The sequence below is a fragment of the Sporolactobacillus spathodeae genome (assembly GCF_016908935.1).
GTDB classification, from domain to species: domain Bacteria; phylum Bacillota; class Bacilli; order Bacillales; family Sporolactobacillaceae; genus Sporolactobacillus; species Sporolactobacillus spathodeae.
Window position 1 is genome coordinate 40,819 of the sequence record NZ_JAFBEV010000012.1, and the last position, 14,663, is coordinate 55,481.

A 14,663-nucleotide genomic window follows, 5' to 3' on the forward strand; every position below is an offset into this window, starting at 1 on the left:
AAAATCGTAGACATGCTTATCTTTAAGAAAAACAGGCTGCGCCTGGTCCTTATTTGTATCAAATGCGCTCCGGTCGCTCGCTTGCCGCGGGCGATCCGTGAGCCTCCTCAAACATGCTGTAATCTGCGGGGTCTCACTTGGCTCGCTTTTCCCGCAGGCGCCAGAGCACCTGCGCTGCATTTTTGTGAAAAATCCTTATCCTTATCTTTTAAGTTGCTTAGCCAAGTCCTTTGTAAATGGCTTGGTCTAAATTTTTCCTGTTCTAATTTCCACATTTTCTAATACACAAAACGGACGTTCCCAGTCAAATAAACCTGAGAGCGTCCGATTTTTTGCGTGCGCGAGGTGTTAATCAAACAAATACTGCCGAAAATGAGCATTAAATTGAAAACTTGTGATTCCTCATCAATCAATTTACCAATCAATCTCTTCAGGATACGCTGATCCTTCCAAGCGTAGATCCTCGATCGAGCAATGATACTGGGCAGCCGTCTCAAGCAGATCAGTCATCATTTTCCGGTAATCGCCAGAACGATTGACAATCTGATTGGCGAACCGTGTCAAATTATTTAAGCGCTTTTCATTGTCCATTCCAATATATTTAATCGCCAATTGATCGACAAATTGAGTCGCATAGCCACCATAGTACGTATAATCATGCACCATCGCGTTAACAAGCCGCACATAAGCGTTTTCCGAAACCGTATCTTTAAGCGCGCGCATCACAATCGCCTGAAAATGACGAACATAAGCAATCGCAGGATTGTAGATAATTTTTGGTCGAAGCATCTTTTCCCCGATAGGGTTCGCCTTTTCAATTTTACGCGTATGCAGCAAGATGAAATCGTTCAGCACGGCGACGACAAAAATCATCTCGACCCACACCGTATTAAAAGCGAACGTCACATTCTTTTCTGGTGTTACAACGCCTTGATATTTCATGATCTCATGGTTCATGCCGTTCGCGGTAGCGACAACCTCGCGATCACCCTGAAAAGCATGACGCAGATCATACATGAAACCGAGCACACGAATTCGTGCCGCTCCATAAAGTTCATATTCATTCTCGTCACCGATTAATTCGGCGAGCGCATCGTAAAGTTCATTAAAATCATCCAAATCACCGCTCAGTGTGACACCGGCAGCTTTTGGCGTGGTCATTGCATGCAACATCCAATCAATCTCCTAATCTCATGCTATTTTACTAATATAACATGATGATTGATTAATGTCTGCTATCAAAGTTATCCATTGATGCACAAATTTACCCATTATCTAGCAAACGGATCATTGATTCAGAATTGTTGCGTATGCGCTTCTGACAAGGCCCTATTCTATCGCTGTCGCATTCGAGAAAAGTTAGGCCGTACCGAGGGAAAGTTTGGCCGAACCCGCGAAAAATTAGACCGAATCCGTGAAAGTTAGTCCGAACCGTGGATAAGTCACTCCTAAATCAAAAAAAGTTGCACCGAATTTCGAGAGTCGCACCAAATCGAGCAATAGTCACACCGAATTTCGGATAAGTTGCTCCTAAATCAAGGAAAGTCACACCGAATTTCGGATAAATCGCACCCTACTCTGTCGAAGTTCCGCCCTACTCTGTTGGCATTCTAGCCTTGGCAACAGCTGAGCATTAATTTAATTCCGCTTAAACTTTCGCTTAGACAAAAAAACTTCCCCCTGCGCTTTGCAATAAGGGAAGCTTTTCTCATTCGAGTAACAACATTTATTTCACATTTAGTTTGTCAATATCGAGTTCCTGCAGGCTTTCGTTGCGAATCAGCTCAACGGCGCGCGCCTTGTACTCAAGGAATTGCGTGGACGTGCGCACCCGATAATCGCGCGGCCGCGGCAAATCTACATCGATAATGTCTTTGATTTTTCCGGGGCGGGATTTCATCACGACGACACGATCCGCCATGAAAATTGCTTCATCAATATCATGTGTGACGAGCAAAACGGTTTTCTGCGATTGCTGCCAAACTTGCAGCAGAAGTTCCTGCATTAGCCCACGTGTTTGCATATCGAGCGCGCCAAACGGTTCGTCAAGCAAGATCACTTCAGGGTCATTAGCCAGTGCTCGAGCAATCGCTACCCGCTGCTTCATACCACCGGATAAAGCTTTCGGATAGACATTCTCAAAACCTTCAAGACCAACAATCTTGATATAACGATTGGCCATTTCCGCGCGCTCGTCCGCGGAAACGCCTTTTTCTTTCAAACCAAATTCAATATTCTTTTTGACGCTCAGCCATGGGAACAGCGTATATGCCTGAAAAACCATGCCGCGATCCGGTCCTGGCCCGGTAACTTTTTTGCCGCCTAAAGTGATCGAACCTGTAGTTGGACGTTCCAGGCCACCAACGATACGAAGCAATGTCGATTTACCGCATCCGGAAGCGCCGAGAATTGAAACAAATTCTTTGTCTTTAACCGTTAAGTCAATGGTATCCAGCGCTTGAACGGATTCCTTGCCATGGCCGAATATTTTTGTGACACCGGAGATAACCAAGTTATCCTGTGTTGTTTTTTCTGTCATTGTCTTTTCACTCCTTTAACTCCAAGGGAATAGGAGTCGGGATAACCATTTGAAAACATAGTCGAAGATTAAGCCGATAACGCCAATTGTCAGAATGCCGACAAAGATATTGGATGTATTAAGCATACGCTGTGACTGGATAATCATATAGCCGATCCCAGAAGAGGCGCCGACCAACTCAGCGACAATGATATAGGTCCATGCCCAGCCGAGAATCATCCGCAGTGAGCTCATAATCGCTGGCATGCTGGCGGGAAGGATCACGTGCCAGAGCACAGCTTTTTTTGAGGTGCCAAGCGTATAGGACACATCAATCAAATCATCCGCAACATTCTTAGTCGCTGCTGCAACCATCAGAATTAACTGCGGGAAACTGCCCATAAAAATTACGGCAATTTTTTGTGTTTCACTAACCCCAATCCAGAGAATGAACAATGGAATGAAGGCCGAAGCAGGCAAGTAGCGGACAAAAGACATCAGCGGTTCAAGAAAACCTTCAATCGGTTTATAGACACCGAGCATAATGCCAAGCGGTACCGCGACAATCGCGGCAAGCACAAAGCCAGTCATCACTCGGTAGATCGTCACTGCGACGTCTCCGGTAAAATCAAGTTGGGTAAACAAACTAATACCCGACTGAAAAGTTTCCGATGGTGTGGGCAAGAAGAAGTTATCCACTAATTTACCGTAAGTCAGTAGACTCCAGACAGCAAGAACAAGAAGAAAACCGAACACACCAAGCACGAGATACGTTGTATGCTTAATTTCGGCTTTTGGCGTAAAGGCCTGGGAGACCTTAGCTAGGAAACTGGTTTTTTCTGGTTTTTCTTTGGTGAGGGACATGGGCAAACCTCCGAGATTCTTTCAATTCTTAATAACTTTTCCTTTCTTAATCACGCGATCGACGCAATTGACAGCCGTTTTATACACAAGATAGCTATAACTCGGGTATTTTAAAAGAAGCAAATCAGCTTCTTTCCCAACCTCGATGCTACCGATGCGGTCGGCACGATTCAGCGCGGCGGCACCATTGAGCGTAAACGCGGTCAGCGCCTCCGCCACGCTCATCTTCATATAGATGCAGGCGAGTGAGAAGATTAATGGCACAGATCCTGTGAAGCAACTCCCCGGATTCAGATCACTCGCAAGCGCTACTGCGCAGCCTTGGTCAATCATTTTCCGAGCCGGCGCATACGGTTTATTAAGACAAAACGCGGTTGCCGGCAGCAACGTGGCGACAACATCGGCTTCCGCCAAACGGCCAATACCGGTATCCGATGCCTCAAGTAAATGATCAGCGGACGCTGCCCCAAGTTCGGCTGCAAGCTCCGCCCCGCCAAGCTGTTCGATTTCATCTGCATGCAGCTTCAGACGCATCCCGAGCGCTTTTGCTTTAGCCAAGAGTCGCCGCGAGTCGTCAATCGATATCACGCCTTTTTCGCAAAATGCATCGCAATAATCGGCAAGTTTTTGACTAGCGACTTCTGGCAGCACGTCGGAAATCAGAAAATCAATATAATCGCTGTTTCTCCCTGCAAATTCACGCGGTACCGCGTGAGCGCCGAGAAAAGTCGACACAACATCAACAGGATGCGACGCATTCAACTTTTGCATCACGCCGAGCTGCTTGATCTCGTTATCATGATCCAGTCCATAACCGCTCTTTCCTTCGACGGTTGTTACACCGAATGCAAGCATTTCATCAAGACGCTCAAAGCCAGATTGATAGAGTTCATCGAATGAACTGCTGCGCGTCGCTTGGACCGTATTTTCAATCCCGCCGCCAGCTTCCATGATTTCCATATAGCTTTTTCCTGAGAGACGCATCAGGAACTCATCCGGACGATAGCCGCCAAAAACAAAATGGGTATGCGAATCAACGAAACCAGGCACGATGCTTTGATTCGTCGCGTCAATCACTGAATACTGGCTCGAATCATAATTTTTTAAAATTGTTTCAGTCGGCCCGACCGCCTGGATAATACCAGCTTCAATCACCACTGCACCATCATGAATCACCTGCAACTGATTCATAGCCGAACCCGAGACTGCCTCTTTTCCTGTTGGTGTGGCAATCTCTGCCGCATGAACAAGCATTAATTTTGTCATGGGATCACGCCTTACTTCCAGTGTTTTCAGTGAATAGCCGATCATCAACCAAGTAAGGGATGGTCAGTTGGTTCTCACCTTTGTACTTCTGATTGAAAGCGAGCGCTGTTTCAATCGAATGGTCGTTGCGTGCCCAGCTACGTCGAGCGACGCCGCCCATAACATCCCAAAGAATGCTTTTCTTAATGATTTCATCAACACGCGAACTACCATCAAGGACGAGTCCGAAACCACCATTAATCGACTTGCCGATACCGACCCCGCCGCCATTATGCAGCGCAACAAGGCTCATGCCACGTGCGGCATTACCGGCGAAACATTGCACAGCCATATCCGCCATGACATTGCTGCCGTCTTTGATATTCGCTGTCTCTCGGAACGGAGAATCGGTACCGCTGACATCGTGATGATCACGGCCAATCATGACCGGTCCGATTTCGCCATTACGCACCATTTCATTGAATTTGAGCGCAATTGCAATCCGTCCTTCTGCGTCTTGATAGAGAATCCGCGCTTTCGTACCGACAACCATCTTATTTTTCTCTGCGTCGCGAATCCAGTTGTAGTTGTCGCGATCCTGATAGCGCCGTTCCGGATCAATACAGCTCATCGCAGCCAAATCGGTTTGATGCAAGTCCGCATCCGTACCGCTCAGGCAGACCCAACGGAACGGACCGTAGCCATAATCGAATAATTGCGGGCCCATGATATCCTCAACATAGGATGGAAGCGTAAAGCCGTCTTTTTCATCGACACCATTTTTAGAAATTTCTTTTACGCCGGCGTCATAGACCGCTTTAAGAAAGGAATTTCCATAATCAAAAAAGTAGGTGCCCTTATCAGTCAGTGCTTTAATCGCTTCGTAATGATGAATGAGCGTTTGATCAACCAGCTTTTTGAATGCCGCGCGATCTTCATGAAGCAGCTTGGTTCGTTCTTCAAAACTAATACCCTGCGGACAATAGCCACCGTCGTAAACCGCATGACACGACGTCTGGTCAGAGAGCAGATCGACTTTAATATTATGTGCCACTGCATAGTCTAGCAAATCGACGACATTGCCTTCATAAGCAATCGAAATCGTTGTTTTATTCTTCAAATGTTCGTCAGCAACCCGGAAAACTTCAGCCAGATCCGACGAGGACATCCCGACCCATCCTTGATTCAGGCGCGTTTCGATTCGCGACGGATCTACCTCGGCGATGATCCCAACGCCATTGGCAATTTCAACTGCCTTCGGTTGCGCGCCGCTCATGCCGCCAAGTCCGGAACTGATGAACAAGTGACCAGCCAAGTCGCCTTCACTTGGAATGCCGAGTTTCTGGCGTCCGGCATTAAGCAATGTGTTATAGGTGCCATGCACGATGCCCTGTGGACCAATATACATCCAGCCGCCGGCAGTCATTTGGCCATAATTGGCAACGCCCATCTGTTCGGCGACTTCCCAATCGTCCAGATTATCAAACATACCCACCATCAACGCATTCGTGATAATCACGCGTGGCGCTTCCTTTTTCGTCCGGAACAAGCCAAGTGGATGACCGGATTCGAGGACGAGTGTTTGATCGGCTTCCATAATCTCTAGATATTTTTTAATCAAACGATATTGCATCCAGTTCTGGCAGACGCTTCCTGTTTCGCCGTAGGTCACTAGTTCGTAAGGATAAAGAGCAACATCAAAGTCGAGATTGTTATCAATCATTACCTGAAACGCCTTACCCTCAAGGCATTTGCCTTTATAGGTATCAATTGGTTTTCCATGAATCCGTCCTGCCGGGCGAAAACGGTAACCGTAAATACGGCCCCTTGTTTCCAGCTCCTGGCGGAATTCCGGTAATAATTGTTCGTGATATTTTTCCGGGATATAGCGCAAAGCATTGCGGAGTGCGACTTCTGTTTGCTTCGCATCCAGTGAATAGCCTCTGTCAGGCGCCCGGCGAATGCCTGGGACAAATTCAGGCATTTCTGGAAGTTGGTCATCCAGTGTGACTGCCATCGAATCTAAGATCTTTTGGTTAACGCTCATTGCAATACCTCCTTGATAAAAACCTTAATACCGCGCTTATTAAAGGCGGCATTCCGGTTGCCTTTCTGCGATAATGCTTAAGAAAAACTAAGCTTTGCCAAATTATTTTTTGCAAAAGTTACGCTCCGGCTGCTCGCTTGCCGCGGGCGCCGCGCGTCTACTCAGACAAGCTAGAATCTGCGCGGTCTCACCTGGCTCGCTTTTCCCGCAAGGCGCCAGAGCACGCTAAATTTTTGCATTAAATTAGATACATGCTTTACTTGAGAATAAAAAATTCCGCTTACCGAAAAATCCGTGTCCGTGCAAGCGGAAAGAATGAGATTGTCAAGATTCGGTTTATTTATTCACGAACTGGCCGTCAATCAAGTCCGTCGCTTTTGGCTGCTTTTTAATCAGACCAACCTTTTTCCAGAATGTTGCTGCCTTATTGGTTACATCATAGATTAAGCCTGGCTTAGCTTTCGTTCCGAAATATTTTTCATTGCCTGCTTTGTCGTAGAACGTAACATCTGGTTCTTCAGCCGTGAAATCACTGACCGTCTGGCCCATGCTCTTTGCCATGATTTTATTGGCTTCAGCCGGATGCTTTTTCGCGTAGCTCAAAGCGTCAAACCAAGCATTGACAATGCCTTGTACCAGTTTCGGATTCTGCTTGATGAAGTCCTGGCGCAGACCAAGCGAATCAACAATCAGACCTGGTGTCTTATCACTTGAGAGAAGCACATGACCAAATGATGTTTTTTCCGCTTTGGTCAGCCATGGCTGCCAAGTTACTGCAGCGTCAACTTTGCCACCGACAAACGCCGCGCCTGCATCACCAGCACTCATATTAACGACTTTGACATCGCTCAATTTCATGCCCTTTTGATCGAGCATGTACATGAACCAGAAATAGCTAGCACCGCCGCTTGTATCAATTGCAACTGTTTTTCCTTTCAGATCCTGGAATGTTTTAATCGACTTCTTGGCGACAATTCCGTCACCGCCGCTCGACGTATCAAGTGCAAGGATCTGAGAAACCGGAATATTAGCTGCCGACGTCATCACGTGGGTATCGACCGTTGTCATGAAGCCCTGAATACGGTTTGCTGCCATCGCCGTCCGCCGGTCTGACGCGCTCTGAATGGTTTGCAGCTTGACATTGACGCCATTTTTCTTGAAAAGACCTTTTTGTTCTGCCAAATACATCGGTGCGAAACCAATCCATGAGGAAATGCCGAGTTTTACAGGACCCTTAAATGTGTTTTTAGCACTCGATTTGTCTGAGCTGCTAGAAGAAGAACAGCCGGAGAGTAGGAGTGACAGGCAAAGTACACTGGCGATAACAAGAGCAAACAGTTTTTTCATTGAAAAGCCTCCCTTATTGTCGGATTATTTATGATTGTTTCTTTAAAAAACAGCATCTTCTGATTTTTCACCTTGCAAAATCCTCACGACATTCCCTGCCGCGCGCCGCTTCAAGGTTTCCAATGATTCAGTGGATAGATAAGAAACATGCGGCGTCACATGGATGCCGGGCACATGGAAAATCGGTTCATTGCCCATTGGCGGCTCTTCCGAGATGACATCGAGCATCGCGCCGGAAATCGTCTTCGCCTGAACAGCCTCAATTAAGTCCGCCTCATTAATGACCTTGCCGCGAGACGTGTTGATGATGTGTGCCGATTGCTTCATCTGGCGGAATTGTTCCGCCGCAATCAAGTGATGGACATTTTCGTCATATTTCGTATGAATGGTGATGAAATCCGCAAGGGCTAACCCTTCGTCAAGACTAACTTGGCGAATGCCCTGCTTCGCTTCAGCTGCCGCATCAATCCGCGGGTCGCAGGCAAGGACCGTCATCCCCATACGCAAGGCCTTCTGAGCTACTGTTCGGCCAATTCGGCCAAGCCCGATGATCAACAATGTTGACGATTGAATGCGCGGATTCAGCCTGCCGGCTGCCTGCGCACCCCAAGGACCCTTGTCCGCAGCCGCAAAATAATAGGAAAGATTTTTATTAAAGAAATAAATGGCGGCAATGACATAATCAGAAACATCTTCCACGCAATACCCTGGGACAAAAGTGACGGTAATCGCCTTTTCCTTGGCCGCATCAATCGCTATTCGGTCGTATCCACCTCCGTAAACGGCAATAATTTGACATCGTGTCAGCTTTTCAATTGTTTCTTTCGGCATATCTATATAAACCTGACAGAGGATGGCATCGGCGTCTTTCCCGAAATCGTCTAAATCCTTTAAATAATCATTTCCAGAATGGCGAATCTCACAATCTGGAAAAGCATCCTTCAAAATGCTTGTTTCGGTCTGATAATCCGACCATTCTTCATCAATAATCCAAATCAATGGTTTCACTTTGTTACCTCCAACTGCACGCTTTTACTGAATCGTTACCTGACCCTTATCCGCGTCAAGAAGCACATGATCGCCGTTTTTGATTTTTTCATAAAACGCTTCATCAACTTTGTCGACAACAGGCAGTTCCATGATAATCGAGCTCGCTACAAGAACGGTATCCGGATAGCGAATAATCAACGCTTTCGGTCCTTTTCCAGTCATTTTCAGTTGATACATGCCATCCGCCTGAACGACTGAACTGCCTTTCCCGCTCGGAAAAATCAAAATCTTATCCGCGACCGACTGACCTTCGAGCGCGTGATTTTTTTCAATCACCTTGCCCGTTTCCGGATCAACTAGATAGAAACATAGATCATCCGTCGACACGAGTACTTCGCCTTCAATCACACCTTCTGATACTTTGTGACAGGAAAAAGTTTCAGCCATCAGATTTCACCTCTCATGCAAGCTTCGATACATTCGTCCACTTCGCGAATCACAAATTGCATATTTCTTCGTTTCGTGTAGTACGCGCATTTCGGCGAATCGGTCACGCCTTTCTTGCCATAAAGGAATTCCCAACATGGCTGATCCATGCACGTATCATCAACAATATCACCGCCGGCAGCCTGCAATGTTTCAAGCAGCCCCATTTTCGTGGCGAGATTCTTTGTTAGCGCAGACGTCATAATCCATAATTTCACTTTCAGTTGCTTGCCTTTAACAAGATCAGCGACCTGTTTCACCTGATCAATATTGAAATGCGGACAACCGAATAAAGCGAAATCAATCTTGCCACCCGGATCGGTGATTTCTTCATGCACTTTCTCAAGGTCTTCCTGAGTTATTGTAATGATTTTCTTTGGCTCTTCCCCATGGAAAGCGGCTTCTAACGTCGGTGCTTCAGGCGTCACGCCGACAATATGATACATTGGCACATTGCCAGCTGTATTCAGCTGCGCGCCAAGATTCATCAAAGCAGCCGGCGACGGATTCGTTGGCACATTGACAAAGACAGGCGTTTTGAATTTCAATTTTTTCGGAACCGCGTAGCCAAGTAGCTGATAGTCGAAATCATTTCTGATCTTCGCCTGAACATCAACCAGCACTTCACCTTTGCGGTTTTCATCCAAAAGGAAACCGTAAAGCGGTGTTCTTCCGGTAATGGCCGCGCACAGTGCGCTTTGCGCCGATTCGCGGTTCGTCCGCGCGCCGTAGACCGAATTGATAAATGGGGTGGCGCTGGATTCCGAATAAGCCGTGATTTCACCGAAGCGAGGGACGTTCTTCTCTTGATAAGGCGTGCAGTCAAAAGTTAGCGTCGCGCCGAGTTCTTTATAAGCCTTTCTTGTCCGCCGAATCTGCTCTTCATCTTTTTTAGAAATTGTTGTGATGCACTGGAAATATTCAAGATTGAAGCCTGGGTTGACAGTCGGCGAAACACGGCATTTAGCGCCTGCTTCGACCATTTTCTCTGCGAACCAGATATCCGCATCCTGATTGCTGAGCGCAACATGTGTGCGACTAACTGGAACCATGCGTTCCGCTTTGAATACATCACCGAGTGCCACCTGAATTTTCAAGGCGATTTTCGCGCCTTCGCCATACTTGCCATCGAGCATTTCCTGCTCTTCTTGAGTCAGTTTCACTGCTGCCACCTCTTTAAATTAGGATAATTGATCTTCCAAACGATTCATCAATGTTTGCACATTGCTGACAATCCGATCTTCCGGAATAGTCAGGATTTTTCCGTTGTCAACTGTGACTTTACCGTCGACAACCACATGGGCAATCGCATTCGGCTGCATCGCATAAACAATATTTGGTAAAATTTGTTCCTTGGATTGAAAAATTGGCTGCAGTGAAATGTCTTTCAAATTCAAGCCAACAAAATCGGCTTGGCATCCTGCTTCAATTCGTCCGACCGGCAGCTGCAGCAAATCAGCGCCATCTTTCGTACCCATATCAAAAACCTGCTGATAATTGACCGCGAGACCATTCAACTGATGCACCTTTTGCAGCATCGCGCACATCCGCATTTCTTCAAATACACTGATCCGGTTATTGCTACAAGCGCCGTCCGAACCAAGACCGATCCGCACGCCGTTATCCATCAAAGCTGGAATATCAGTGACGCCGTCAGCCAGAAACATATTGCTGGATGGGCAGTAGACGAGTTGCGCTTTGTTCTCGCCCATCAGCTTCTTTTCCTCATCATTCAGCCAGACGCAGTGAATCGCAACCATCCGCTGATCATCCATGACGCCGATTTTTTTCAATAATTCAACCGGACGGATGCCGTGTTCCTTTTTCACTTGATCGACTTCAAACGGTTCTTCGGCAACATGAATATGGAAACAGGTGTCAAGCTCTTGCGCGAGCCGGTGCCCAGCCTGCACCATTTCAACTGAAGCGGCATGTAAGCTGTGCGGCGCCGGAACAATCGTCGTCATCGGGTCTGCTTGATATTTCTTAGCAAGCGCCCGCACATTGTTTACCGCGTCCGCAATCGTTTCGACATAGCCGGCCGGCGCGCCGTCCCAGTCATACATCGTTCTTGCGAGCACCAAGCGGATACCGACATCTTTTGCCGCCTGGATGATCGCTTCGTCGCTTTCGACGCCTTCGTTATGCACATAGAAATAATCGCAGACGGTGGTGACACCGTATTTCATCATTTCGCCGAAAGCGAAAACCGCTCCGGTATAGACATCTTTCGCCTTCAGGTAGGGAGAAAATTTATATAGCGACTGATCACGCCATTCGAGAAATGGACGATCGACGGCAATGCCGCGCAGCAAGCTTTGAAACGAATGGTTATGCGCATTGACCGTTCCCGGAATCAACACGTCATCTGGCCAGTCGATGACCGCCGCGTTTGGATACTTTTCTTTCAGTGCTTCATAGGGTCCGGTTTCTTTAATTTGTCCGTCCACCACAGCTGCCGCGTAACCTTCCAGAAATTTACCAGCACAATATAGAAGACGCGGCTTAAACAATTTCAGCACCGTCAATTCAACTCCTTGTCTAAAACGATAACTGCCTGAACCAGCGCATTGCCAGCCTTGACGATATCGTCGATCTTTGTTTCTTCGTCCGGGCAGTGGCTTTTGCCATTAATACTCGGCACAAACAACATACCGGTCGGTGTTATCGGCGCCATATGCGCCGAATCGTGACCGGCCAAGCTCGGCAGCGTCAGATACGACTCGCTGAGTGTCTCAATCGCCTGCCGCAACGCTTCCTGAACATGCGCATCCATTGGCACGCCATTTTGATCAAGAATCACATCGCGCTGCACCCCGACTTGCCTTTTCTTTGACGCCTGATCGATGACTGTCGAAAAGGCTTGAATAATGCCTTGTAATACGTTTCTGTCCGACGTCCTGATTTCAGCAATCAATTCGACTTTTCCAGGAATGATATTGGCCGAATCCGGATAAACATCAAAATGGCCAACCGTTGCGACAACATCATTGCGATTCAAATCGGTCACGATCTCTTCCAAGCCTAAGCTGATCTCAGCCCCGGCAAGAAGCGCGTCATGCCGGTCCGGCATTAAAGTGGTTCCCGCATGATTGGCTTCGCCGGAGAGGGTTAGCTTTTCACGATAAATACCGGTGATTCCCGAAACAACAGCCAGTGATTTGCCAGAGTCGATAAGATTCCTCCCCTGCTCGATATGGCATTCGATAAATGCCGCCAATTCATCGGACTGAAGCAGGTGGCTGGCTAATTGATCGACATCGCCGCCAAGACGGTGGATTGTTTCGGTTATCTTTTCATTGGTCTTCCCATGAACCGCGGACTGCAAATCTTCTTTAGTCAGGACACCGGTGATTGAGCGACTGCCGAGTGTTGAAATATTATAGGGATTCGGTTCCTCTGCTGAAAAGGAAACAGCCATCAGCGGATGCCGGAGCGGATAACCCGCTTCTTTCAATGTCTGCAGAACCTCAGTAGCAAGCAGTACCCCCATCGCGCCGTCAAATTTTCCACCATTAGCAACCGCGTCATGATGCGATCCAAGAACAATTGGCTTTAGCGTCTGTCCTTTATCGTAGCGCACCCAAAGATTTGCAATCGGATCGATTTTAACTGGCGCTTCAAACACGTGTGTCCATAATTGGCTCAGCCACTTGCGCGCCCGGATATCCTGATCGCTGCCAAAAGAACGATCGATGCCGCCTTCAGCATTTAACCCAAACGCAGCCAGTTGATTCAGCCGTTCACTGATGCGCGCCGCGTTCACGCGAATATTTGTTTTCTCTTTCTTCTCGGGAATTTCCAAATTCAGCACCTTCGTTTCTTGAAACCTGAAAAATGGCTCATCACTCATGTTGCTTTCGGGCCACTTCTATGAATCTCGTAATAGGTATTGTGCATCCGATCCAGCTGCTCAATTTCCTGCATTCGTTTATCCAGCCCTTGCGTCTTTCTGGCAACATCACGCAAGAGCAAATTAAGAAACAGAATCGGCGTGCTATAAATATCAAAAATTGATGATGTGGTAATCGGAACGCTGAGCACTGGATTGGCCAAGCTGTATACTGGCGATGTGATACTATCCGTGATCGCGGCGATCGGAAAGCCCTTCTGATCTAGCTCATTCAATTTTTCAAGCAGCGCCTTCGGATACCTGGGAAAAACCATGGCGAGCACCTGAACCTTTTTCGGATCGAGCAAATCAATCGTGTCCCATTCCGGACTTTGCGGTGTGAGGCGCCGCACGTTATTTCTGATTTTATTCAGAATATAACTGGTATAAGAGAGCAAAGTTGCCGACATGCGGGCGGAAACAAGCAGCACCTGCTCCGCGTCGACTAGCTGCGCAACCAGCTTCTGATAGGCGGGCTGATGAAGGATCGTCGTCAGCTGATCCATATTCTCGTACTCCATCCTGAGAATGCTAGCAATATTCTCATCGGAATTGCTCGTATACTGCAGTCGTTGCGGTGCGGTCATCTCCTTTTTCGCAAAGCGTTGAAGGCTATGCAGAAAATCGTTATACCCTTTGTAACCAAGCCCAATACAAAACCGCGAAACGCTCCCCTGGCTCACCTCGGTCTTTTCCGCAACTTCGGACGCGGTCATGAAAATCACCTGCATATAATTCTTCTCAATGTAGTGCGCCAGTTTTTCGTAGGTCGGTGACCCCTGAGCTACCTGAGCAATCCGCACCCACAAATCATCGAGCTTCTTTATTTCCGACTGTTCCTTCACAACGCTCACCACAACTTTTTGATGGTTCTATTCATAAACTATTATTTATGAATAATTATATTTATATTTTTGTTATTGTCAATAAATTTAGTAAAATAAATTTTTACGGCATATTATTATAAGTGTCTATTTTGCTAATCATCTAAAAATTGCCAGGTTTGCGAAAGAGAAGTTTGCTCTAATTCAACTGAAGCAGTGTATTAGCGGTACAATTTGAGAGGAGTGAAGCAGAAAGTTTTTCGGAGCAACCGACTTCGGCCGATTGACCGATTTCGGACGGATTTTTGCTTAATCCGGAAGTAGCTTTTTTGGATAGGTCAAAATTTTTACGGCTTCGGCCTAACTTTTCATAGGTTCGGTCTAACTTTTCGTGGATTCGGTCTAACTTTTTCGAGGTTCGGTCTAACTTTTCGTGGATTCGGTCTAACT

The 14,663-nt window shown here is 47.1% G+C and carries 12 protein-coding genes; all 12 read right to left on the minus strand.

What is annotated here, in order from left to right; translation table 11 throughout:
• Nucleotides 1-414 precede the first annotated feature (414 nt).
• The 12 genes from JOC27_RS07650 to JOC27_RS07705 all read right to left on the minus strand — a co-directional run bounded on the left by JOC27_RS07650 (nucleotide 415) and on the right by JOC27_RS07705 (nucleotide 14,234).
• Nucleotides 415-1,173 carry a DUF6904 family protein gene (locus tag JOC27_RS07650; protein WP_205006682.1) on the minus strand — a complete coding sequence of 253 codons (759 nt, stop codon included), beginning with the start codon at nucleotides 1,171-1,173 and terminating at the stop codon, nucleotides 415-417.
• A gap of 553 nt (nucleotides 1,174-1,726) precedes the next feature.
• Nucleotides 1,727-2,539, minus strand: a complete 813-nt coding sequence (locus tag JOC27_RS07655; RefSeq protein WP_205006684.1) for an ABC transporter ATP-binding protein — start codon at nucleotides 2,537-2,539, stop codon at nucleotides 1,727-1,729.
• Between the two features lie 15 nt (nucleotides 2,540-2,554).
• Nucleotides 2,555-3,382 carry an ABC transporter permease gene (locus JOC27_RS07660; protein ID WP_205006686.1) on the minus strand — a complete coding sequence of 276 codons (828 nt, stop codon included), beginning with the start codon at nucleotides 3,380-3,382 and terminating at the stop codon, nucleotides 2,555-2,557.
• Nucleotides 3,383-3,403: 21 nt separating this feature from the next.
• Complete coding sequence (hutI, locus tag JOC27_RS07665; protein ID WP_205006688.1) at nucleotides 3,404-4,648, minus strand: imidazolonepropionase; 1,245 nt, start codon at nucleotides 4,646-4,648, stop codon at nucleotides 3,404-3,406.
• A 4-nt stretch (nucleotides 4,649-4,652) separates the two neighbouring features.
• Complete coding sequence (locus JOC27_RS07670; RefSeq protein ID WP_239530039.1) at nucleotides 4,653-6,674, minus strand: urocanate hydratase; 2,022 nt, start codon at nucleotides 6,672-6,674, stop codon at nucleotides 4,653-4,655.
• A 336-nt stretch (nucleotides 6,675-7,010) separates the two neighbouring features.
• Nucleotides 7,011-8,021: an ABC transporter substrate-binding protein gene (locus JOC27_RS07675; protein ID WP_205006689.1), complete on the minus strand. Its 1,011-nt coding sequence runs from the start codon at nucleotides 8,019-8,021 to the stop codon at nucleotides 7,011-7,013.
• 42 nt (nucleotides 8,022-8,063) lie between these two features.
• Complete coding sequence (locus JOC27_RS07680; RefSeq protein ID WP_205006691.1) at nucleotides 8,064-9,029, minus strand: NAD(P)-dependent oxidoreductase; 966 nt, start codon at nucleotides 9,027-9,029, stop codon at nucleotides 8,064-8,066.
• A 24-nt stretch (nucleotides 9,030-9,053) separates the two neighbouring features.
• Nucleotides 9,054-9,458 (minus strand): aconitase X swivel domain-containing protein, encoded by a 405-nt coding sequence (locus JOC27_RS07685; protein ID WP_205006693.1) that lies wholly within the window; start codon nucleotides 9,456-9,458, stop codon nucleotides 9,054-9,056.
• Entirely contained in the window at nucleotides 9,458-10,660 is a 1,203-nt protein-coding gene (locus JOC27_RS07690) for an aconitase X (RefSeq protein ID WP_205006695.1), read from the minus strand. Before JOC27_RS07690 ends, JOC27_RS07685 begins: the two co-directional genes overlap by 1 nt.
• An 18-nt stretch (nucleotides 10,661-10,678) precedes the next feature.
• Nucleotides 10,679-12,019, minus strand: a complete 1,341-nt coding sequence (locus JOC27_RS07695; RefSeq protein ID WP_415641058.1) for an amidohydrolase family protein — start codon at nucleotides 12,017-12,019, stop codon at nucleotides 10,679-10,681.
• 2 nt (nucleotides 12,020-12,021) lie between these two features.
• The gene (locus JOC27_RS07700) at nucleotides 12,022-13,350 is read right to left on the minus strand and encodes a hydantoinase/carbamoylase family amidase (RefSeq protein WP_205006698.1); all 1,329 of its coding nucleotides are present in this window, start codon (nucleotides 13,348-13,350) and stop codon (nucleotides 12,022-12,024) included.
• Nucleotides 13,347-14,234 (minus strand): SIS domain-containing protein, encoded by an 888-nt coding sequence (locus JOC27_RS07705; RefSeq protein WP_205006700.1) that lies wholly within the window; start codon nucleotides 14,232-14,234, stop codon nucleotides 13,347-13,349. The genes JOC27_RS07700 and JOC27_RS07705 overlap by 4 nt, the downstream gene beginning before the upstream one ends.
• Between the last annotated feature and the right edge of the window lie 429 nt (nucleotides 14,235-14,663).